This is a genomic window from Pedobacter frigoris, assembly GCF_005116445.1.
Classification (GTDB): domain Bacteria; phylum Bacteroidota; class Bacteroidia; order Sphingobacteriales; family Sphingobacteriaceae; genus Pedobacter; species Pedobacter frigoris.
Genome location: NZ_SWBQ01000004.1, coordinates 444,438 through 467,213 on the forward strand (window position 1 = coordinate 444,438; position 22,776 = coordinate 467,213).

General features: G+C 40.8%; 23 protein-coding genes. 14 read left to right on the top strand and 9 right to left on the bottom strand.

The genetic code is table 11. The features are described 5' to 3' along the window. Positions 1 to 85: 85 nt before the first annotated feature. On the top strand, positions 86 to 895 hold the full coding sequence (locus tag FA047_RS15690) for an alpha/beta hydrolase (protein WP_225872754.1): 810 nt from the start codon (positions 86 to 88) through the stop codon (positions 893 to 895). On the opposite strand, the gene FA047_RS20555 is transcribed toward FA047_RS15690, so the two are convergent. Then, positions 892 to 1,068: a hypothetical protein gene (locus FA047_RS20555; RefSeq protein WP_169304428.1), complete on the bottom strand. Its 177-nt coding sequence runs from the start codon at positions 1,066 to 1,068 to the stop codon at positions 892 to 894. The genes FA047_RS15690 and FA047_RS20555 overlap by 4 nt on opposite strands. Before the next feature lie 371 nt (positions 1,069 to 1,439). Between FA047_RS20555 and typA the strand changes: the two genes are divergently transcribed. Together typA and FA047_RS15700 are read left to right on the top strand one after the other, a co-directional pair. Then, positions 1,440 to 3,239: a translational GTPase TypA gene (typA, locus tag FA047_RS15695; protein ID WP_136837019.1), complete on the top strand. Its 1,800-nt coding sequence runs from the start codon at positions 1,440 to 1,442 to the stop codon at positions 3,237 to 3,239. 112 nt (positions 3,240 to 3,351) lie between these two features. Then, positions 3,352 to 4,068 carry a 3-ketoacyl-ACP reductase gene (locus FA047_RS15700; protein ID WP_136837020.1) on the top strand — a complete coding sequence of 239 codons (717 nt, stop codon included), beginning with the start codon at positions 3,352 to 3,354 and terminating at the stop codon, positions 4,066 to 4,068. Between the two features lie 11 nt (positions 4,069 to 4,079). Here FA047_RS15700 and FA047_RS15705 read toward each other — a convergent pair whose 3' ends face one another. Both FA047_RS15705 and FA047_RS15710 read right to left on the bottom strand, forming a co-directional pair. Continuing rightward, positions 4,080 to 4,829, bottom strand: coding sequence for a glycosyltransferase family 2 protein (locus FA047_RS15705; RefSeq protein ID WP_136837021.1), 750 nt, complete (start codon positions 4,827 to 4,829; stop codon positions 4,080 to 4,082). A gap of 18 nt (positions 4,830 to 4,847) precedes the next feature. Further along, positions 4,848 to 6,119 (bottom strand): glycosyltransferase, encoded by a 1,272-nt coding sequence (locus tag FA047_RS15710; RefSeq protein ID WP_136837022.1) that lies wholly within the window; start codon positions 6,117 to 6,119, stop codon positions 4,848 to 4,850. Positions 6,120 to 6,261: 142 nt separating this feature from the next. Here FA047_RS15710 and FA047_RS15715 point away from each other — a divergent pair, with 142 nt between their 5' ends. Then, positions 6,262 to 7,011 carry a class I SAM-dependent methyltransferase gene (locus FA047_RS15715; RefSeq protein WP_136837023.1) on the top strand — a complete coding sequence of 250 codons (750 nt, stop codon included), beginning with the start codon at positions 6,262 to 6,264 and terminating at the stop codon, positions 7,009 to 7,011. 2 nt (positions 7,012 to 7,013) lie between these two features. Here the strand turns inward: FA047_RS15715 and FA047_RS15720 are convergent, their stop codons facing one another. Then, on the bottom strand, positions 7,014 to 7,913 hold the full coding sequence (locus tag FA047_RS15720) for a glycosyltransferase (protein ID WP_136837024.1): 900 nt from the start codon (positions 7,911 to 7,913) through the stop codon (positions 7,014 to 7,016). A 163-nt stretch (positions 7,914 to 8,076) separates the two neighbouring features. Between FA047_RS15720 and FA047_RS15725 the strand changes: the two genes are divergently transcribed. Next, a complete protein-coding gene (locus FA047_RS15725; RefSeq protein WP_136837025.1) occupies positions 8,077 to 8,757 on the top strand; it encodes an FkbM family methyltransferase in 681 nt (226 codons plus the stop codon). Positions 8,758 to 8,759: 2 nt separating this feature from the next. On the opposite strand, the gene FA047_RS15730 is transcribed toward FA047_RS15725, so the two are convergent. Genes FA047_RS15730 through upp form a run of 5 tightly spaced genes read right to left on the bottom strand, consistent with a single transcriptional unit; the run spans position 8,760 to position 12,832 of the window. Further along, positions 8,760 to 10,094 (bottom strand): flippase, encoded by a 1,335-nt coding sequence (locus tag FA047_RS15730; RefSeq protein WP_136837026.1) that lies wholly within the window; start codon positions 10,092 to 10,094, stop codon positions 8,760 to 8,762. Between the two features lie 18 nt (positions 10,095 to 10,112). Continuing rightward, entirely contained in the window at positions 10,113 to 10,625 is a 513-nt protein-coding gene (locus tag FA047_RS15735; protein WP_136837027.1) for a DinB family protein, read from the bottom strand. A gap of 3 nt (positions 10,626 to 10,628) precedes the next feature. Beyond that, positions 10,629 to 11,378 (bottom strand): DUF4476 domain-containing protein, encoded by a 750-nt coding sequence (locus tag FA047_RS15740; protein WP_136837028.1) that lies wholly within the window; start codon positions 11,376 to 11,378, stop codon positions 10,629 to 10,631. A 60-nt stretch (positions 11,379 to 11,438) separates the two neighbouring features. Beyond that, positions 11,439 to 12,128 (bottom strand): YjjG family noncanonical pyrimidine nucleotidase, encoded by a 690-nt coding sequence (locus tag FA047_RS15745; protein ID WP_136837029.1) that lies wholly within the window; start codon positions 12,126 to 12,128, stop codon positions 11,439 to 11,441. A gap of 59 nt (positions 12,129 to 12,187) precedes the next feature. Continuing rightward, complete coding sequence (upp, locus tag FA047_RS15750; protein WP_136837030.1) at positions 12,188 to 12,832, bottom strand: uracil phosphoribosyltransferase; 645 nt, start codon at positions 12,830 to 12,832, stop codon at positions 12,188 to 12,190. A gap of 64 nt (positions 12,833 to 12,896) precedes the next feature. Here upp and uvrB point away from each other — a divergent pair, with 64 nt between their 5' ends. The 9 genes from uvrB to FA047_RS15795 all read left to right on the top strand — a co-directional run bounded on the left by uvrB (position 12,897) and on the right by FA047_RS15795 (position 22,722). Then, positions 12,897 to 14,936: an excinuclease ABC subunit UvrB gene (gene uvrB, locus FA047_RS15755; RefSeq protein ID WP_136837031.1), complete on the top strand. Its 2,040-nt coding sequence runs from the start codon at positions 12,897 to 12,899 to the stop codon at positions 14,934 to 14,936. Between the two features lie 17 nt (positions 14,937 to 14,953). Further along, positions 14,954 to 15,154 carry a YwbE family protein gene (locus FA047_RS15760; RefSeq protein WP_136837032.1) on the top strand — a complete coding sequence of 67 codons (201 nt, stop codon included), beginning with the start codon at positions 14,954 to 14,956 and terminating at the stop codon, positions 15,152 to 15,154. Between the two features lie 94 nt (positions 15,155 to 15,248). Next, positions 15,249 to 15,500, top strand: coding sequence for a DUF4834 family protein (locus tag FA047_RS15765; RefSeq protein ID WP_136837033.1), 252 nt, complete (start codon positions 15,249 to 15,251; stop codon positions 15,498 to 15,500). A 77-nt stretch (positions 15,501 to 15,577) separates the two neighbouring features. Next, entirely contained in the window at positions 15,578 to 18,073 is a 2,496-nt protein-coding gene (locus tag FA047_RS15770; protein ID WP_136837034.1) for a YfhO family protein, read from the top strand. A 114-nt stretch (positions 18,074 to 18,187) separates the two neighbouring features. Then, complete coding sequence (locus FA047_RS20700) at positions 18,188 to 19,174, top strand: energy transducer TonB (RefSeq protein ID WP_205943324.1); 987 nt, start codon at positions 18,188 to 18,190, stop codon at positions 19,172 to 19,174. Between the two features lie 216 nt (positions 19,175 to 19,390). After that, on the top strand, positions 19,391 to 19,642 hold the full coding sequence (locus FA047_RS15780; protein ID WP_262709996.1) for an energy transducer TonB: 252 nt from the start codon (positions 19,391 to 19,393) through the stop codon (positions 19,640 to 19,642). A gap of 158 nt (positions 19,643 to 19,800) precedes the next feature. After that, positions 19,801 to 20,652, top strand: a complete 852-nt coding sequence (locus tag FA047_RS15785) for a UDP-2,3-diacylglucosamine diphosphatase (protein WP_136837125.1) — start codon at positions 19,801 to 19,803, stop codon at positions 20,650 to 20,652. A gap of 73 nt (positions 20,653 to 20,725) precedes the next feature. Beyond that, a complete protein-coding gene (locus FA047_RS15790) occupies positions 20,726 to 21,712 on the top strand; it encodes a glycosyltransferase family protein (RefSeq protein ID WP_136837036.1) in 987 nt (328 codons plus the stop codon). 29 nt (positions 21,713 to 21,741) lie between these two features. Beyond that, a complete protein-coding gene (locus tag FA047_RS15795) occupies positions 21,742 to 22,722 on the top strand; it encodes a DUF6427 family protein (RefSeq protein ID WP_136837037.1) in 981 nt (326 codons plus the stop codon). Positions 22,723 to 22,776 lie beyond the last annotated feature (54 nt).

Here is a 22,776-nt window from a genome sequence, read left to right on the forward strand (position 1 = left end):
GCCCAGCCTGTAAATATATTTTGCTGATAATAGTACCTTTGTGCCAAAATTGTGAGAAAGGGGATTGCCGATTATGTACACCACCATGCTGTCAGCTGAAATTATAAAAACTGAGAAAACCATAAAGTCTGTTTACCTGAAAAGGGAAGTGGAACTGGAGATTTTTACTCCGGACAATCTTTTGGGCAATGAAACGCTCAATCTGTTGTTGCTAAATGATGGTCAGGATGCTGAAGTGTTGGATTTGCAAAATACCTTATCTACACTTTACAATCAGAACAGGATAGATGCCCTTGTAGTTGTGGCCATCAAGGCTTCAAAAGACAGGATTCAGGAATACGGCGTTGCCAGTGTTCCAGATTTTCTAGGCAGGGGTAGCAAAGCAGCGGCTTATACAGATTTCATCATTAAAGAACTGATTCCATTTGTTCAGGCAGAAGTGCAATTCCCCATCAATGGAAAACGTGCTTTTGCAGGTTTTTCTCTCGGCGGGTTGACCGCATTTGATGTGGCCTGGAACAATGACAACTATTTTGATGCGGTAGGTGTCTTTTCCGGTTCATTTTGGTGGAGGAAAAAAGACCTTAAAGATGGCTATACAGATGCCGACAGGATACTGCATCAGCTGATCATCGACACCGAAGTGAAACCAGAACTTAAATTCTGGCTGATGACTGGTACTGAAGACGAGCTGGCCGACAGGAATAAGAATTTCATCATTGATTCTATAGATGATACCATTGATGTCATCAAAGAATTGTTAAAAAAAGGTTACAAAAGACCAGATGACATTGCTTATTTTGAAATGGTAGGAGGTAAGCATGATGTGCCTACCTGGGGCAAAGCGATGCCAGCCTTCTTAACATGGGCATTTGGGCGGAAATTATTTAACTAACTTTCCTTTTCGTCCGACTGGTCGCCACTTCCTTCCTCTTCAGAATATTCCCTGGCATTTTCATCCGCCTGTTCATCGCCTTTGTTTTCCGGTTCGAGGTTGTTGTCCAGGCGGTCATTCCATTTATCGAGGCCGTTTTTTTTAGGCTGTTCTTTTTTAACTGGATCTTCCATAGTGATTAGTTTTTAGTATCAACAGAAAAGAATGCGTATGGTTTTTTTTACCCGTATTTACCAGAGATGTGTTTATTATGTACTTATATTTTCTTTTGCTATTCTTTTGCTTTCCTTTTGCTATTGTTTTGCTATCCTTTTGCTTTTAGCAAAATAAAGACAATATTGTAGTAAGATAAATGCAAAAAAATAACAAAGTTGAATATCTGCACACCGTGAACTAATACTCAGCTCAGTGGATAAATTGATAATTTCATATTGAAAAACGTTTTGAACTTGATGTTTTGCGCTAAATGTAAAATCCACACTAACTAATGTGCTGAAATCTCGATAATTAATCTTATCTTTGCGCCAAAAATTAGTAGCATTTTATGCAAAAAATAAGAAATATAGCTATCATAGCCCACGTTGACCACGGTAAAACTACACTGGTCGATAAGATCTTACACTCTTGTTCAATCTTCCGCGATAATGAACAATCGGGAGACTTAATACTTGACAACAATGATTTGGAGCGTGAGCGCGGTATTACCATCGTGTCAAAAAACGTTTCGGTTCAGTATAAGGACGTTAAAATCAACATTATTGATACCCCTGGTCACGCCGATTTCGGTGGTGAGGTAGAGCGTGTATTGAAAATGGCTGATGGTGTATTGTTATTGTGTGATGCTTTTGAAGGCGCCATGCCTCAAACACGTTTCGTAACTCAAAAAGCTTTGGCTTTAGGCTTAAAACCTATTGTTGTTGTAAATAAAGTTGATAAAGAAAATTGTCGCCCTGAAGAAGTTTACGAGCAGATCTTCGAATTGTTCTTCAACTTGGAAGCAACAGAAGAGCAACTTGATTTTCCGGTAATCTACGGTTCATCTAAACAAGGATGGATGAGTACTGACTGGAAAGTACCTACTACTGATATCTTCGCATTGTTAGATGCAGTAGTTGCAAATATCCCTCCTGCGCCGGTTAATGATGGTACATTGCAAATGCAGATCACTTCGTTAGATTATTCATCTTTCGTGGGTCGTATCGCAATTGGCCGTGTTCACCGTGGTAGCATCAAAGAAAACCAACCGGTTACTTTGATCAAACGTGATGGTAAAATGGTTAAATCAAGGGTAAAAGAATTATATACTTTTGAAGGCTTAGGTAAAATCCGTGCCACTGAAGTAAAATCTGGTGATATCTGCGCAGTTGTAGGTATTGATGGTTTTGATATCGGTGATACCATTGCTGATTTCGAAGCTCCAGAGCAATTGCCTGTAATCAAAATTGATGAGCCAACGATGAACATGTTGTTCACGATCAATAACTCACCATTTTTTGGTAAAGAAGGTAAATTTGTAACTTCTCAGCGATTGAAAGAACGTTTATACAAAGAAATTGAGAAAAACTTAGCCCTTAAAGTGGTTGAGACTGAATCTCCTGATTCTTATTTAGTATACGGAAGGGGTATCCTCCATTTATCAGTATTGATCGAGACGATGCGTCGCGAAGGATACGAAATTCAGGTTGGTCAACCACAGGTAATCATCAAAGAAATTGATGGTAAAAAATGTGAGCCTATCGAAACTTTAATCGTTGATGTACCAGGCGAAGTTGCAGGTAAAGTAATTGAATTGGTAACACAACGTAAAGGTGATTTGTTGGTGATGGAGCCTAAAGGTGATTTGCAACACTTAGAATTTGATATTCCCGCACGTGGTATCATCGGGTTAAGAAATAACGTATTAACTGCTACAGGTGGTGAAGCGATTATGGCTCACCGTTTCAAATCTTACGAGCCTTGGAAAGGTGTTATCCCTGGTAGATTGAATGGTGTATTGGTTTCTATGGAAAAAGGAAGCACTACAGCGTATTCAATTGATAAATTACAGGATCGTGGTCGTTTCTTTGTTGATCCGGGAGTAGATATCTACGAAGGACAAATTTTAGGAGAACACATTCGTGATAATGACTTGGTTGTTAATATTGTAAAAGGTAAAGCTTTAACTAACATGCGTGCTTCTGGTACAGATGATAGTCAGCGTATTGCTCCGGCAATTAAATTCTCTTTGGAAGAGGCTATGGAATACATCCAGGCTGATGAGTACATCGAGGTAACTCCGTTGAGCATGCGTTTACGTAAAATTCACTTAACTGAAGCTGCACGTAAAGTCAATAAATTAGTATAAATAGGAACTTTTTCTATTGATAAGTCATAAAGCCTGTTTCGCAAGAAACAGGCTTTTGTTTTTGGTATTTTTGTGTTTTAATACAGGAAACCCCATTTTAAAACAAGATACTATGGAATCATTAAAAGGTAAGAACGCAATAATTACAGGAGCCGGAAAAGGTATAGGACGTGCAATCGCTATTGCACTAGCGCAGGAAGGTGTAAATATAGGTTTGCTGGCCAGAACAGCATCGGATCTCGAAAGTGTAGCAGAAGAACTTAAACCATATGGAGTAAGAACTGCGATTGCCACAGCGAATATCGCGTCAATTGATGAGGTGAATGCAGCAGTTACTACATTAAAGTCCGCATTAGGTGCTACAGATATACTGATCAATAATGCAGGAATAGGTTCATTTGGTTCTTTTATGGCTTTGGAGCCGGATAAGTGGGAAGAGATTGTGAAAGTCAACCTGTTTGGAGCATATTATGCAACGAGAGCAGTACTTCCTGAAATGATAGAGAGAAAAACAGGAGATATTGTGAATATTTCTTCTACTGCAGGTAAAAATGGTGCTGCGGTAACGAGCGCATACAGTGCTTCAAAATTCGGATTGATTGGCATGTCAGAATCATTGATGCAGGAGGTTCGCAAACATAACATCCGTGTAAGTACAATGCTCCCAAGTACGGTAGCTACAGATATGGCAAAGGATCTCAACCTTACAGACGGGAATCCGGACCGCGTGATGCAGCCGGAAGATTTTGCTGAACTGATTGTGGCACAGTTGAAACTCAACAGAAGGGTGTTTGTGAAGGAAGCAGGGCTGTGGTCTACTAATCCTTAAACGATTGCTTTTTAATCGTTGGTTTTGCGGTGGCGGATAAAATAAGTGGCTAAGCTGGCCGCTATAACGATGTGATTGATGAGGTTGGGGATCAGGCCATAATATTTAGTAAAAATCCTGAACCTTTCTTTCAGACTGGCGAGGTGTTTCTTTTTAGAAATGCCGCCTACCAGATATTTGGCTACATAGGTGTGTGTATTTACGATGCTGGATGCATTTTTCGCTGCTTTGATGATCCAGTCTATATCTGAACTGTATTTGTATTTCAGGTCATAGGGCTGGGCAAGGTTACGCTTCACATAGATGGCCTGGTGACTGATGCTCATGCCATATTTAAAGCTTTTCCAGTCAAAATGCTCTGGCGCATGATGCCTCCGTTGTCCCAGACTTTGCCATTGCTCATTGAACATTTCGGTTTCACCGTAATAAATGTCGGCAGATGCTGCGGAATCAAATACCTCAGTTACCGTTTCATAGGAATAGATTTCATCGCCAGAATTCATAAATAGCACATAGTCGCCGGTTGCAAGTGCCAGTCCTTTATTCATCGCATCATAAATCCCTTTATCAGGCTCGGAAGTGAATTGTGCAAGCTTTGATTGATATTTATAGATCACGTCTCTGGTGCCGTCTGTTGAAGCTCCGTCAATGAGGATGTACTCAATGTTGGGGTAGGTTTGATTGAGAACAGAAAGCATGGTGCGCTCAATATCTTTTACATTATTATAAACGATCGTGATGACACTTAACTTTGGCTGCATGCGGCTTAAATACTAAAATTACTTGGGTTGGAGATCTAAAAGTGACTGATACAATAATAAGTGTTTTTCTGCAATAACCGATTCTGAAAATTGAGTTAATATTGTTCTTCTTGCTTCTTTTTGAATATCCGGGCCATTATCCTCATGATATAGCCATTCAATGCCGGTAGCGAGGTCTTCTGAGGACTGATAGTCGGCTAGATACCCATTCTCAAGATGCCTGACCATATCAGGAATACCCCCCGTTTTAAAGGCGACTACAGGAGTAGCGCAGGAAAGGCTTTCCATTACTGTATTTGGAAGGTTATCTTCCAAAGAAGGTGTGATGAAGACATCAGCAGCTGAGTAGCATTTAGCCAGATGATCATCATTGCTGATGGTACCCAGAAATGTGGTCTTGAATGGGAACTCAGGCATATCAGTAGTGTCTTTATTACCGAATATGACCAGTTCAATGTTTTCTTTTATAATTCCAGGCCTCGTAGCGAGGTCATTTAAAGCATCTATCAGGTATGAAGTCCCCTTGTGTTTGTCATTTTTTGAGGGCATAAAACCGCTCATCAATACAAACTTTTCGGGATTAATCTTTAAGATTTTTTTAGCCTCTGCTTTTACATAGGGTTTAAACACATTGGTTTCAATAGTATTGGGGATCACCGTTACTTTTCTGGATCCCATAAGCGAACTTAACTTCACTGAATCTGCCATCCATCTGCTGGGCGCTACAATGTGACAATTCATTTCTGAATAGGCTTTCTTTTTGCGCAGCCAGGTTTTATGGGAGAAATCATCCTCACCGCTCATTTTTAGCAGCGGACAAAAACCACATTCCTTGAAATAGTTTTCGCAGGAATAGCGGACATGGCAGCCTCCGGTAAAGGCATTGCTGTCGTGGAATGTCCATACAATTGGTTTTTCCAGTTCATCGAGCTGGGCAAGGAATTTAGGAGAAAGGAAGCCATGATTTACCCAGTGCAAATGTATGATATCCGCTTCCTTTAAACTAGGGTGATTGATGACGGAACGTCCAAACCATTGTAATGAAAACGGTGTCTTTAAAGCTTTTGAAACGGCTTTTGATAGATATCTTTCCGAAAGGATATTGAAAATAGCTTTGGCTTTCTGGAAGGGACTTTTACTGAAACTACCTGCTTTGTCGCTTTCTTTGAACTGAAAGTAGACCATTACTTTAGAATCTGCACCGCTATCGTTTAGTGCATCATTTAGCCTCATGCAGGCCCTTCCGGCGCCTCCATTACCTTCGTATGTATTTAGGTGTACTACTTTCAACTGATCAAACTTAGATAAATTTAAAGAATCATGACGCTGAAAATTACATATTATTTTAAACCTTTATTAAAACTCTTGTGTATTTTCGCTGCCCTGTAGTTGGTGCTTTTAAGCGGCTTAAAATAAAAATAACATTTGCAATATGGATAACCTGTTAACGGACAGACAGTTTTGGGTGAATTACTGGGAGAGTAAGACCGGGTTGTCGGTAAATATTCCTGCAAATTATTTATTTCATGAGCAGCTTGCTTCGATTATAAAACAACAGGGCGTAGAAACAGCTATTGAGCTTGGCGGATTTCCGGGCTATTATGCCGTATTTTTGAAAAGGTATTTTAAACTGGATGTAACCCTGCTGGACTATTTTGTTCATCAGCCGGTTACCAACGCTTTATTGGAGGCCAACCAGCTGAAGGCTGCGGATGTGCACATCGTCGAAACAGATCTGTTCAATTATACTCCTAAGCAGCAGTTTGACCTGGTACTTTCCTGTGGATTGATTGAGCATTTTAATGATACTGCAGATATCATCAACAGACATATTTCTTTTGTAAAGCCAGGTGGTACACTGTTTATTACTTTGCCGAATTTCAGGGCGTTAAATGGCTGGTTCCAAAAGTCCTTCGACAAGGAAAACTATGACAAGCACAATATCAATTGCATGGACCCACAGTTGCTGCGGGAAATTTGTGAAAAAGCAGGGCTCAGTGTAGTTCAGTCACGTTATTTTGGCCGGTTCAGCTTATGGTTTGAGAATGAAAGCCAGAAACCTGCTGCTGTAAGAATACTGAAGAAAACGATGTGGCTTGCAGGTAAAGTGTTTACAAAAATAATTCCTTTTGATTCCAGGCAGCTGTCGCCATACATCATCTTAGAAGCCAGAAAGCCATAGCCTTATTTAAGGCGCTGTATGACATAGCGTTTGATCCTTTGCCAAAGCGTACCTTTTCTATTGGCCAGGAATGCTTTAATGGCTTCGTAAGCCTTCTTATTTTCTTTGATCTCTTCCGGGAAATGCACAATGGGCTTGGGATTGATGATCACATTGTAGATGTCATTGATGCCTGAGTGTATTCCGGTGCCGTCATGACCTATGTTATTAACCAGCGAATGTGAGGGATTGAGGGTCAGTCCGCCTTTCAAAAATATGGATGCATACCACCTGATCGCCCATGAATTGTTACGTCCATTTTTGAAATCCTGCATTTGTTTCCAGAAATTCATGGTATGCTCTATAGAGAAAGCACTTTTTTTGGCGCCGTCAAATTGAGACATCAGCGTGTCTATATTTGGTTCAAAATGCTGCCATGCCCTGTCCCATGTAGCCCATCCCCAGCTGGTAGCAGCTCTGTAAAAGAAGGTTTCCGGCAGCTCTGCATCTTTCAAACTGTACATATAGGCACCAATGTGCATAACTTTTTCTTCGTCGCGGTAGCGCTCTAAAGCCTCGTTAAAGTAAGTAAGGGTGTGCGGAGAACTGATGAGGTCATCTTCAAAAACAATAACCTGTCCATAATCTGCTGTCAGTTTGCTGACTCCTGCAATGATAGAATTGGCTAGCCCCATGTTTTGGCTGCGCTCAATGACTTCGACAGATTTAAAACCCTCTACCGTTTTCAGCAATTCCCTCACTTCATTTACGCTTGCTTCATCGGCGGCAGATTTGAAGCCGTCAGAAAAAATGAACAGCCGGCTTTCCGCAGCCAGCTCATTTTGAGCTAAAAACTTTAACGTACGTGCGGTGTGCTGCGGACGGTTGTAAACAAATAGCGCAATAGGGGCAAAGGTTTGCATAATAGGATTGCAGTTGTGTAGATTTCAGGTATAAAATGAGTGTAAAGATATTATTTATCTGGTGATTGTCAGAGCCGTTCTTTTCAGTGGTTAAAAAAATGTTAAATAACAGCGTGCAGAATAGCGTCTTAAATGTATTTTTACCGAAAATCTAAAAGAGTTTATGTTAAAGAAGCTGATCGCTAAATACCTTCCTGTTTATTATTTAAGTTCGACAACGTCTTATTCACAGGACGGTGAGGATATGATTCTGAAAGCACTTTATGAAGCAAAGAAAGGTTACAAAGGTTTCTTTGTAGACGTAGGTGCACATCATCCGGTGAGGTTTTCAAATACCTGCTATTTTTATAAACGCGGATGGAAGGGAATCAACATTGAACCAACTCCGCAGGCGATCAGGGCATTTAATCTTTTCAGAAAACGGGATATCAATCTCAATATAGGTGTGGGTGAGACACGTGGTTCCATGAACTTTTACTGTTTCAATGAGCCGGCCTTAAATAGTTTTTCTAAAGAGGTTTCTGAGCGCATAGACAAGGAATCTCCAAAGTATAAGATCATCAAACAAGTGCCTATAGAGGTGCTGCCTTTATCGGAGGTATTTGATACCTACCTTCCCAAGGATACTAAAATTGATTTCATGAGTATTGACGTGGAGGGACTGGATTTTCAGGTATTGAAATCGAACAACTGGGATAAATACAAGCCCGACGTGATTCTGGTAGAAGAACCCATTAATGTAGATGACCTCAGCAATTCAAAGATCTATCATTTCCTGAAGGAAAAAGGTTATGAATTCTTCGCAAAGACGTTAAGGACTTGCGTGTATAGAATTCCTCAATAGGATTACCGGGTTTTTATTTTTTGTACAAGGGTAATCAGGAAAAGCGATTTGAGCATCATGATGCCCTGAGGTCTGGTTTTCGGCAGCATTAAGATCCAGAAAGTAGAAGAGAAATAAGCCACGAGTGTCGCTGCCGCCGCTCCTGCAATCCCATATTTTGGAATCCAGAATATGTTTAATCCTATGTTTACGACCGCACCTACGATTGTCCGCGTCATGGAAAGTTTCACATGGCCTTCGGCAATCAGTATTTGTCCGCTTGCAGTTCCCAGAAATACAAATATACCTGCCCAAATGTGAATGGCAAGCACTGGAGCACCGGGCCAGTATTCCGGTGTTGTAGCGTAAGCGATCCGGTATATGAACGGTGCTGTGAAAGTGATGAAAATGGCAAGGCTGAGGCTGATCCAGACCATAAGGTCGTATAAGTTTTGTGTTCTTTTCAGGTACCTTTCCGGATCATCTCTTTTCGCGTTCATAATGGCCGGAAAAATAGAAGTGACAATGGCTATAGGAATGAAATACCATGATTCAGCTAGTTGTACTACGGTAGTATAAATTCCCAATGCAGATTTTCCCAGGTACTGGTCGATCATGAGCTGATCGATCTTCATGTAAATGGAAACAAGAATAGCCGAAAATGCAAGGGGCCAGGAATTGGAAAGCAGGTGTCTGGCTGTCGCGCCATCAAATTTCCAGTTAACTATTGAATCTGCATTTTTCTGATAAATATACAGATAGCCTAGGGCAAGTAAAACAGCGTCAAACAGCAATGCGCAGACAAACCAGGGAAGACTGAGGTTTAATAGAATTAATAATATTTTAACCCCTGCCGAGATGAGATTGGCGGCAATCTGCACCTTCATAATGTGTTTTGCCTGTGTTCTGGACTGGAAATAACTATCGATGATATTAAAGGCCTGCATGATGCCGGTAAAACTCACAATTAACAAATATGAAAATGGTGTTTCAGGAGTTTTAAGTAGCGTCAAGATTTGATAGGCAAGGTAAACTAGCGGGAGGATAGCAACACCACCGATGATTTTTAAGATAAAGGCCGTTCCAAGGAGTTTATTCTTGTTTTCCGGATTTCGAAGTAGTTCCCGGGTAACAAAGCCATCCAGCCCCAATGCTGCTGCAGCAATAAAAAAGGAAGCAAAAGCCGTCTGATAGCTCAGCATTCCATATTGCGTTTTGAGGAGGTAATTGGCCAATGCAATCCCAACGAGTATTTTAATACCTAAACTACCTACGCGGGCTACCATTAGCCAGCCAGTGTTTTTCAAGTATTTCTCAACGGCATTCTGATCGAAACCGGGTATATTGGGGATTTTCATCAATGCAAAGATGTGAATTTAAAAGCTCTTGTCAATCCGCATCAACTGCTTTAAATGATGGTTTAGGTGAATTTGCACAAATCTGAACCATTGAAAGGCATTTAAATATCCCATCCGGGGATGCTTTGTCTTGATGTTTTTGTCAGCCATTCTGATTTTCGAATAGACTTCATCCAGTTCCTTCCGGAATTGCCTGATCATGCTTAAAGCCTCAATCTTGTCAATTTTCCTTACACGGTCTGCAAGCCTTTTAGGTGCTTTGTATTTTTTACCTGGTGGTAAACTGCCAAAGAATAAGATCATTTTAACAATAAATGCAGTTGGCTTAACTTCCCCTTTTCCCTCAATACACTCGTCAATAGTTTGTAAAGCGAGTAGGCTTGCGTCGAAGATATGGAAATAGACCTCACTATAAGACCAGCCGCCAGTTGAAGGGCTCTGCTGAAAAACCTCTTCCGCAATATCTTTTAACCTCGATTCATATGAAGCAACAATCTGTTGGATTTTTCTATATTCTTTGGCAGCACTCATGCCTTAAAGATTGGCAGCTCTTTTACTTACGTAATCCATCAATTGGTTCTTATTGGTAGAAAAATCGAATAGTGGATATATTTTAAAGAAGTTTTGTCTGTCTATTACGCTATCGTAACCAAGTTTTGCTACTTCCAGCTTTTTCCCGTCAAAATCCATAATCTTTACCAATGCTGCCAGTTGATTTGTGCTGATTCGATTGCCGGCGAGACTTGTTTTGATCATTTTGGCCTTGTTCGCATCGAAGTCCTCGCGTTTTACAACAGCTAATAGCTCATTGAAAGAAGCGTCGGACATTGCGTAGTTAACGGCCGGTCTCGCAGGCCTATCACCATCATATGAAGGTCTGCCATTGGTTGGCCTCCCGTCTGTCGGTCTGCCCATTTGTATATTGCTTCCGTCCCAGTTATCCAGGACATATTGGTTATTGCTAAACAATGGTAAGGTCTTTAACACCCTGAAACCCGCTTGTTTGTCATATGACACGACGGTGCGGCTATTAGATTCCAGGTTCAGTGATGTTTTTACGACCTGTCTGTTGTTTTCCATAATGGTAATGGTTGGCGCTGTGGCTTCTACGTCGTAAAAGCGGAAGCGGCCTTTTGCTGAACCTGCCATTTCATCGTTCACATACACAGTGTACATGCCAGGTTCACGAAGTTCAATAAAAAGTTCTTTGGAGTTTGAAGAGCGTTGAGCGAAGGCGTTGACTGTGAGCAGAAGTACTGCGGCCAGAAAGGTTAATTTTTTCATGTTTGTTTCGTTTGTTTGTACAGCTGTTCCATCTAAGGCTATACCAGAATTTCTTGAGTATTAAAAATGTTGCAGCAATTCTTCCAGATGGTTGATCTGCCATTCTACATCTGCGGGGATTTCTTTGTTTAAAGGGTTGAAGAAAATGGCCTTCATGCCGTAGTTTTGTGCGCCTCTGATGTCTGCTTCTATGCTATCACCGATCATGATGCTTTCATGTTTTAAGGCTGCAGCTTTATCGAGTGCGTATTCAAAAATGGCTTTATCGGGTTTGTTTACGCCTACATCTTCAGAAATAATGACATTCTGGAAATAGGGATTAAGGCCGGATACTTCCATTTTCGTTAAGGTTGATTCCTTAAACCCATTGGAGATGATGTGTAAAGTATATTTCTTTTGCAGATAGCTGAGCACGTCTTTTGATCCTGCAAAAAGATTTGTTTTTCTGGGTGTAAGGCTGACATAGTCGTCTTCAAATTTAGACGGTATACTATCTGGGTGTATACCCAGCTGAATGAATGTTCTGCTAAACCGTTCAGATCTCAATACATCTTTAGTGATTTTGCCTACATGATATTCAGCCCAAAGCAGATGGTTGTTTTCGGTGTAGGTAGCAATAAATTCTTCGGCAGAGCTGAGCCCCAGTTTATGCAGCTCGTATTGCGTATAAAGTTCCAGCAGGGTTTCCTGTGCATTTCTGTCAAAGTCCCAGATGGTATGATCTAAATCGAAAAAAATGTGTTTAATCATTATTGCCTTTTTGCGTGCCAGTGTACAAAGTTGCAATAAGTATTTCGATTAGGAGGAAATTATTGTTTAACTCCGTAGGAAAGGTCTCCTGCATCTCCCAATCCGGGTACGATATAGGCCTTACTGGTCATCTCTTCATCAATGGCGCCCAACCAGAGCCTGGCTTTGGGCAGGTTAGCCCTTACATGCCTTACGCCTTCCGAACTGGCGATTACAGAAACAATATGAAGTTCCCTGATCTTGTATTTTCTGATCAGCTCTTTACAACAAAGTACCATGCTGAGTCCGGTCGCGAGCATGGGGTCGCTCATGATCACAATCTTATCTGTGAGGTCGGGGGACGATACGTTTTCTACCTGAATTTCAAAACTGCCGCTTTTATGATTTCGGCGGTAGGCAGTGATGAAAGCAGATTCGGCCTGGTCGAAGACGTTGAGCATCCCATTATGGAGAGGTAAGCCTGCCCTTAATATTGTTGCGAGAACAGGTTGTTGTTCCAATTTTACCGTTGGAGAAACCCCCAGCGGAGTTTGGGTTTCAGTTTTGGTGTATTGCAGGACCTTACTGATTTCAAAGGCAAAGCATTCACCCACCCGTTCCATGTTCCTGCGAAAACGCATGGCATCCTTTTGGATGTTCTCATCCCGAAGTTCAGCAATGAAAACATTAGCTACAGAGTTTGTTTTACTGAGTTCGAATATCATTTTACAAGAATTTGATGAGGTAAGCCTGTATAAATTTACTAATTTTTATCTAAGTTTGATAGCTATGGAGTTTAAAATCGTTTCTAATTATAAACCGACAGGGGATCAGCCCAATGCCATAAAACAGTTGGTAGAGGGGGTGAATAACGACGAACATTACCAGACACTTTTAGGAGTTACCGGATCAGGTAAAACATTTACTGTTGCCAATGTGATTCAGCAAACACAGAAGCCAACATTGATCCTGAGTCATAATAAGACACTAGCCGCACAGCTTTACGGAGAATTTAAACAATTCTTTCCGGAAAATGCGGTAAACTATTTCGTGTCTTACTATGATTATTACCAGCCTGAGGCTTTTATGCCGAGTACCAATACCTATATTGAAAAGGATTTGAGCATCAATGAGGAGATTGAAAAACTCCGGCTGCGTACGACATCAGCTTTGATGTCCGGCCGCAGAGATGTAATCGTGGTTTCCTCTATCTCTTGCATTTATGGTATGGGAAATCCTGAAGATTTCTCAAGATCTGTATTCAGGTTTTCTGTGGGAACAAGGATTTCCAGAAATTCATTTTTACACAGCTTGGTAGAGATTCTGTATGCACGTACAACAAACGAATTTAAGCGCGGAACTTTTAGGGTAAAGGGAGATACAGTAGATATATTTCCAGCTTACCTTGACAATGCTTACCGGGTTTCCTTTTTTGGAGATGACATAGAAGAATTGAGCATTATAGACCCGGTAACCGGGAAAACTATTGAAAAGATCCTGGATATGGCAATATATCCTGCGAATTTATTCGTGACGCCAAAGGACAGGTTTAACTCTTCTATCTGGGGAATTCAGGAAGAACTGGAGATCAGGAAGAATCAATTGATAGGCGACAGGCAATTGCTGGAGGCAAAACGGCTCGAAGAAAGGGTAAATTTTGATATAGAAATGATGAAGGAGCTTGGCTACTGTTCGGGAATTGAGAATTATTCAAGATTCTTTGATGGTCGTGCACCGGGAATGCGGCCCTTCTGCTTGCTGGATTATTTCCCGGATGATTACCTGATGGTGATTGATGAGAGCCACGTTACGGTGCCACAGATCAGAGCCATGTATGGCGGCGACAGGTCCCGTAAAATGTCGCTGGTAGAATATGGGTTCAGATTGCCTTCGGCATTGGATAACCGTCCGCTTAATTTTGATGAATTTGAGCGTCTGGCCCCTCAGACTATTTATGTGAGTGCTACACCAGCTGATTATGAACTGCAAAAATCAGAAGGTATTGTGATAGAGCAGGTGATCAGGCCTACAGGTTTGCTCGATCCTTTAATCGAAGTGAGGCCGGCGATTAACCAGGTAGATGATCTTCTGGATGAGATTGATAAAACCATCAAGCTGGGCGACCGTGTTTTGGTCACTACCCTAACCAAACGCATGGCCGAGGAACTGACCAAGTATATGGACAGGCTGAACATCAAATGCCGTTATATTCACTCGGAGGTGAAAACACTGGAAAGGGTAGAGATATTGAGGGGCTTGAGGTTGGGTGAATTTGATGTTTTGATCGGCATCAACTTGTTGAGAGAAGGACTGGATCTTCCGGAGGTCTCACTGGTTGCGATTCTGGATGCAGACAAAGAAGGGTTTTTACGTTCTGAAAGGTCGCTGATCCAAACGATTGGAAGAGCTGCGAGGAACGACAGGGGAAGAGTGATCATGTATGCAGATAAAATCACTGATTCTATGGATAAGACCATGGATGAAACCAACAGGAGAAGGGAAAAACAGATTGCATATAATCTGGAGCATGGCATTACCCCGAAAACCGTAGGCAAGACCAGGGAGGAAATTATGGAACAGAGCTCAATGCTAGATTTCTCTGAAAACAATACGAGGGCAAAAGCCTACGTAGAAGTAGATGAGGTGAGCATGGCTGCGGATCCAATTGTGCAGTATATGACCAAGCCTGAAATGCAGAAATCTATTGATAAAACGCGTAAAGACATGGCTAAGGCAGCAAAGGACATGGATTTTTTGCTGGCGGCAAGGCTGCGTGACGAAATGTTTGCAATGGAGAAAATGTTTGAAGAAAGATTTGGGAAGAAGTAATAATTGTATTAATAGTAATGGACGGAAAGAATAGAAAAGATATATATCCCGGTTTAGAAGTGGATATTATCCTTAAGAAAGATCAGCGCAGCGGGAAGCTGACCAGGGGTATCGTAGCAAACCTGTTGACATCTGCCGCGTATCACTCGAGGGGGATTAAAGTTCGCTTGGAAGACGGACAAATCGGCAGAGTCGCGGCAATTACGGATGACAATTGAGCCGATGGTATTGTAATTGTTATGCAATAAACATCATGACGCTGTAATAAGAAATGTGCTTATTCGTCATAATTGTAAATATTAAAATATAAGAATGGTACTATTAAAATTCTTCTTTATAACGTTGTTGGTGCTTTATCTGCTTAGAGTTATTTTCCGATTGGTGTTTCCGGTCGTCTTAGCAAAGATGTTTAGTAAAGTTCAGCAGAAAGCTCAAAACCAGTCACGTCAGCAAAGTACAAAGCCTGAGGGCTCCATATCTATAGATTACATGCCACCCAAGACCGAAAAGAAGGGTAACAGCGACAAATTGGGCGATTTTGTAGATTACGAAGAAGTCAAGTAACTTTTTTTAGAAAAGTTCGTAAATGATTCACAGTTTTATCTAAGTTTGGGGTTAGTTCGAATCTTAAACAAACCTTAATGAATAACTGGTTAAAAGCTAATGGCATACACCTGGCCATAATTGGATTTTTTGTAATCATCTGTTTCGTCTATTTCAGTCCTGTTTTACAAGGCAAAGCCCCCGCACAAAGTGATGTGATCCAGGCTAAGGCCATGCAAAAGGAGATCATGGATTATAAAGCCAAAGACGGTAAGGCACCACTTTGGACTAATCAAATGTTTGGCGGTATGCCTGCCTATCAGATCTGGGCGCAACATGCGTACAATGGGGCTACTTATGGAATACAGCTGGTCACAAAAACATTTCCTGCTCCTACAGGAGTAGTTCTGTTATTACTAATTGGAACTTATTTTCTGTTTATCGTACTGCGGCTTAATCCATTTTTGGCCGCGGTAGGAGCAATTGCTTTTGCTTTTACAACGTATAATTTTGTGCTCCTGGCCACAGGGCACAGTAATAAGGCATTGGCTATAGGCTTCTTTGCGCCAATTCTGGCCGGAATTCTGTTGACATTAAGGGGAAGGTTGCTGCTGGGTGCGAGTCTAACCGCATTGTTCCTGGCATTAGAGATCAGGGCCAATCACGTCCAAATGACTTATTATCTAGGTATATCTATACTCATTTTTATAGGAATAGAGATTTATCATGCTTATAAAGCCAAGACATTACCTCAGGTAGGGAAGTCTATTGGCTATCTTGCCGGGGCGCTGGTACTGGCATTGATGGTGAACGCTGGTTTATTGTGGACCACATCAGAATATGCGAAAGAGACCAATAGAGGGAAATCTAATTTAACCAGCGTAGCAGCAGAGGCCGGACAGGGGATTTCTAAAGAAAAGGAATATGCTTATGCATGGAGTCAGGGTGTAGGAGAAAGCTTTACCTTTTTGATACCCGACCTTTATGGAGGGGCAACCAGTATTACTGAATTGGTGAAGCCTGAAAGTAATATGTATAAAGCAGTCTCTGAACTTACAGGAGGTGATCCAAATCAAACGGGCACTATTATACAGGACTTAGCTGGAAATCTTGGAATGCAACAATACTGGGGTGAGAAGCCAGGTACTTCCGGAGGTTATTATTTTGGCGCCATTGTCTGCTTCCTTTTTGTATTTGGTTTGTTTATCGTCAGAAGCCATTTGAAATGGTGGATATTGGCAACAAGTATCTTGTTTTTACTATTGTCTTTCGGAAAGAACCTCCCGTTTATATCTGACTTGTTTTTTGACTATTTCCCGCTATACAACAAATTCAGAGCAGTAGAATCTATCCTGGCAGTAGTAGGATTGATGGTTCCTGTGCTGGCTTTTCTGGCAGTTAAGGAGGCTATGGAAACTAAACTGGATCAAAAGGAAGTCATTAAAAAGCTAATCTGGTCAGCAGGAATTACGGGAGGATTTGCATTAATTGTAGCCCTGGTGCCTACTTTGTTCTTTAGTTTTAAGACAAATAACCATAATGAAATTGTACAGGCACTGACGCAGGGCCTTCAGAACAATGCGGAGATGGCACATAGAATCGCCAATGCATTGGTTGAGGACAGGATTGCAATCGCCCGTGCAGATGCAATTCGTGCATTCCTGTTTATATTGGTAGGATTCGGTTTGATATGGGCTTTGATCACAAAAAAAATGACAGCGAACTTCGTTTTCATTTTGTTGGGACTGGCTGTCTTAATTGACATGTGGCAGGTTGACCGCCGTTATCTGAACAATAGCAATTTCGTTAGTAAGATCGATTTGGAGAATCAGATTCAGCCGCGTGATGTGGATACATTTATCATGTCTGATAAAGATCCTGACTTCAGGGTGTTGGATTTAGCTGTTAACACATTTTCAGAGGCCAGTACTTCACAGTTCCACAAAACAGTGGGTGGTTATCATGCTGCTAAGTTGAAGCGCTATCAGGAGCTTATTGAAAAGCAGTTTTCAAAAAGCATCAATCAGGATGTACTGGATATGCTGAACACCAAATATATCATCACGAAGGATCCACAAAATGGTTCTTATAAAATGCAGCGTAATGAAACAGCTGCAGGTCATGCATGGATTGTACAAAATGTACAATTTGCAAAAGATGCTGATGAAGAAATGAAGGCAATTAACAGCTTTGATCCTAAAAAAGAAGCTATTGTTGACATCAGATATAGAAATTTAATTGATGCTAAACGTGTAGGCGCAGATCCTACAGCATCAATCAAGCTGGAAAGCTATCATCCAGATCACCTGGTGTATTCTTACAGTGCGCCAAGGGATATCATAGCAGTATTCTCTGAAATCTATTATGACAAAGGCTGGAATATGTATGTGGACGGCAAACAAAAACCTTATTTCAGAGCTGATTATGTGCTGCGTGCAGCACAGCTAGAGGCTGGAAACCATAAAGTTGAATTTAAATTTGAGCCGGTATCTTACTATATGGGCGAGAAAATATCTCTGGCTGGATCTATATTGTTATTGGCCGGTCTTGGTTTTGCTTTTTATAGCGAAAATAAAAAGAAGAAAGTAGCGTAGCTAATATTTAGTTATAGAAAAGGGGCTTATTGTTTATCAATAGCCCCTTTTTGGGTTTATAGGATTTTGTAATGATTTATTTTTTATTTTATCCTGAAATTTTAGATTTGTGATATGAAAAGAATTGCGCTCATCCTCACTTTGTTAGGCTTTACCAGTCTGGTAAATGCTCAAAAAAAACAGAATATTTACTTTTTTACCAATGATGGAAAGGAAGTGCAATCCAGAGATAGTGCGGATTTTGTGCGAGTGATACAGGAACCGGATTCCGCAAGTGCAAACTTCCCATTACTAGAGGATTACATTAACGGTAAGCCAAAGACCCGTGGTGAAGTTTCCGCATTTGAACCGAGGCTGGTTTATGAAGGACAAACGTTAAGGTATAGGAAAAGTGGCGGGAAAGAATCTTTGACCAACTATAAAAACGGTTATCCGGTGCATCATCGTTTATTTTACTTTAGCGATGGTAAAGTAAATATGATATTAGATTACGACAGTATAAATACAGTTGTGTCAACACCGGCTGTTATACCTGACTCAAGAATGTTACCCTATCGCCTGGTCTACTATGCCGATTCTGTTGATGGTGTAATGGTAGAGAATGGAAATGGATATTTTAAACAGAAGTTGAAACCCGGTGAATCAGGTATTGTTCAGGAGGGTACAGTTGTGGGAGGATTTAAAGAAGGCGATTGGTCGGGAGCCGGTGCTCCCGGGGATTTTTCATTCAAAGAGAAGTATTTAAAAGGGAAGCTTATCTCTGGAGAAAGCCTTCAGAACGGGAAATCTTATACCTATACATTTGTGGAGGAAGTACCTACTTTTGAAGGGGGAATGGGTGGATTTTATACGTATGTACAAAAGTCTATTCGTTATCCTGAAGATGCATTTAAACAACAGATTACGGGAAGCGTTTCTGTTAGTTTTGTAGTGGAGGCTGATGGAAGTCTTAGTGGATTTAAAGTTATCAAAAGCGTGAGTCAGTCTCTCGATAAGGAAGCGCTTAGAATTATGAAAGGTTCACCGAAATGGATTCCGGGAAAACAGAATGGAATTCCTGTACGAACGATGCTCAATATGCCATTTACTTTTGCACGTTAAAAATTTTAATATCGATTGTTCAATTAGATTATATAGGTGGCGAAAAAGACGGGATATAGACTTTTGTTACTAAAGCCGGAAATTATTCCTACAAAGAAAAATATTTGAAAGGCAAATTCCTTTCTGGAGAAAGCATCAAGGACGGGAAGTCCTATTTATACGCTGTATTGGCGGATCCCGAGTTACAACGGCGGAATTAATGCTTTTTATGATTATGTGTCCGCGCGGTTAAAATATCCGATGGATGCGCAGAGAGATAGTGCTTCCGGAAAGGTTGTTTTAAGTTTTTTTGTGGATGCGGATGGGACGGTCGATGATGTCAAAGTAGAACGTGGTGTTTACCCGTCTTTAGATCAGGAAGCAGTTCGTGTCGTGCAGGCATCTCGCGGATGGATTCCAGGCAAACAGCGTGGGGTGCCGGTTCGTGTGAAATATAATATTCCAATTAGCTTTAATTTGCATAGATAAGAAATACGATAACATCTTCTTAACGGCTTATTAATCTATGGGTTGCATATTTGTTGGATAAACTAATATCCCTATGCTGGAATTGTTTTTTATAGTATGCCTGATCGTGATCATCGCTTTCTTCTTTGGGCCGTATGAACTGACAATGGATGAAGATGATGTCTAAGAGAGAAGTAGATATTGCAGTAATTTCTGATGTACACCTTGGTACTTATGGCTGTCACGCCAAGGAATTGTTGAAATATCTTAAGAGTATAAAACCTAAAATGTTGGTGCTGAACGGCGACATTATCGATGTCTGGCAATTTAGCAAACGTTACTGGCCCGAAACCCACATGAAGGTGGTTCGCAAACTCATGAAATTTGTGGTGGAGGGCGTACCAGTCTATTACCTTACTGGCAATCATGATGAGCTGCTGAGGAAATTTGCAGACATGCACATAGGGGCATTTCACTTGCAAAACAAGCTTATTCTAGAGCTCGACGGTAAAAAAGCCTGGTTTTTTCATGGAGACGTATTCGATGTAACAATGCAGCATTCAAAATGGCTGGCTAAACTGGGCGCTGTAGGATACGATACGCTAATCTTAATCAATAGTTTTACAAATTGGTTCTTAACCGCCATTGGGAGGGAGAAAATGAGTTTTTCAAAGCGGATCAAAGCAAAGTTCAAAGATGCAGTGAAGTTTATCAATAAATTTGAGGATACAGCTGCGGAACTTGCAGTGGAAAAGGGTTATGGATATGTCATATGCGGACACATCCATCAGCCTGAAATGCGAACAATAAGCACAGAAGAAGGATCTGTAGTTTATTTAAATAGTGGTGATTGGGTAGAAAACCTAACTGCCTTGGAATATTATGACCAGTCATGGAAAATATTCAAATATGACCAGAAGGACTTTGAGAAAGATGAGGTAGAAGAAGGGGTTTTGTCCGATAGTGAAGATCTTCATAGCAAGCTTGATATCGGCACACTATTGCAAAAGATTAAATTAGAGATGCTTTAGATTCTCCCGATCAAGGTTTGCAACCTATAAAAAAACAATACATTTTAACGAAAATTACAGATATTCGGTGCGGATGAAGATACTATATGCCATTCAAGGTACAGGAAACGGTCACATTAGCCGGGCAAGGGAAATTGTGCCCTTGTTGCAGCAATATGGTGAGGTTGATCTGCTGATCAGTGGTACCCAGGCTGACGTAAAGTTGACCCAGCAGGTCAAATACCAGTTACATGGGTTTAGCTTTATTTTTGGAAAGAAGGGCGGCGTAAACCATTACGAGACATGGAAGACCATGAACCTGCCCCGTTTTGTAAAAGACATGAATAGCATTCCGTTGAAGGAATACAACCTGATATTGAATGATTTTGAACCCGTAACTGCATGGGCCTGCAAAAGACAAGGGATAGAAAGTGTCGGACTTAGTCATCAGGCATCATTTCAATCGGGCAAGGTACCTAAGCCAAGGAGTATTGACTGGGCACAATTGGTGATGAAATATTATGCCCCTGCCAGTCATTATGTTGGTTTTCATTTTGACAGGTATGATGATTTCATATATACCCCTGTGATCCGTGCGGAAATCAGGAAGATGATTGTTTCCAATCTCGGACATTATACTGTCTATCTGCCGGCGATTGACGATAAATTTCTGGTACCTGTGTTGAAACAAATTCCTCACATCAGATGGGAAGTGTTTTCAAAACATACAAAGGAAGCTTATAAAGATAGCAATGTAGCGGTTTATCCGGTCAATAATGAGTTGTTTAATAAAAGCCTGGCATCTTGTGAAGGGTTGTTTACAGGCGGGGGTTTCGAAGGTCCCGCAGAAGCCTTGCACATGGGGAAGAAGCTGTTGGTAGCACCCATGAAATTTCAATATGAGCAACAATGCAATGCTTTTGCATTAAAACAATTCGGGTTGCCGGTGATATGGGGCAGTAATAAAAACTGGTTGCCGATCATTAAAGACTGGGTGGCAAAGCCTCAGGAACATCAGTTTTTCTTTCCCGATGAAACAGCAGCGGTAATTGATAAAGTTGTAAAGCAGTTTGCCAGATAATTTCCTTTACTTTGCCTTTGTATACAGGCATGATTAATCAATTTAGAAATTTAAACCCTATAAACCTGCTGATCTTATTCGCATATACTTTTTTTATGCGTATGGCCATATTTGCGGATCTCCCTTCCGTATTGCAGTTTGAGTTTTTAGAGCCCTATACCAAGTTCTTCATCCAGATTCCTATTCAAAATACTTTCTCGCCTGCAGGTAATGTTTTCTTTGCAGGAGTGATCATCTATATCCAGGCTATTTTGTTCAACAGGGTAGTAAATAATCATGGATTGTTAAGTAAACCAGGTTACCTGCCTGCGTTGCTTTACATTACTTCGGCAAGTTTATTCATGCCATTTTTGATCCTGAGCCCTACACTGATCTGTAATTTTTTACTGATCTGGATGATGGATAAGTTTTTGAAAATAGGCAAATCGCCAAATGCAATCATGATCATGTTTGATATCGGGATGATCATTGCGGCAGGTACATTAATCTATTTTCCATTCATTGTGATGCTGGCGATGCTATGGTTTACACTGCTTTTATACCGGTCCTTTGCATGGAGGGAGTGGGTTTCCGGACTGGTCGGTTTTCTGATCATATTCTTTTTTGTAGGCGTTTACTATTATTGGAATGACAATCTTTCGATGTTTTACAAGATATGGCTGCCGCTGGCTAATAAGTTTCCTTCAGTGTTTAAAATCAATTATAATGACTACCTGGTTCTGGTGCCAGTTTTTGTAATGATCGTACTGGCTACATTACAGCTGCGGGAGAATTTCTTCAGGAGTTTTATCAGTACAAGAAAGGCCTTCCAGATGTTGTTTTTTATGTTTATCATCAGCATTGTCAGCTTTTATACCAAGCCAGACTTCAGGCTCTATCATTTCCTGCTATGTGTTCCTCCCGGTGCAGTGCTTTTGGCCTATTACTTCTCAAATGCTAAAAAGCGTTGGTTTTACGAAAGCTTGTTTCTGATATTGGTTTTTGCTATACAGTACTTTTTGTTTGTTTAACTTTTTTTAACAATTTGAAGGCTCGAAACTTGCTAAAGATTAATAGCTTTGTGG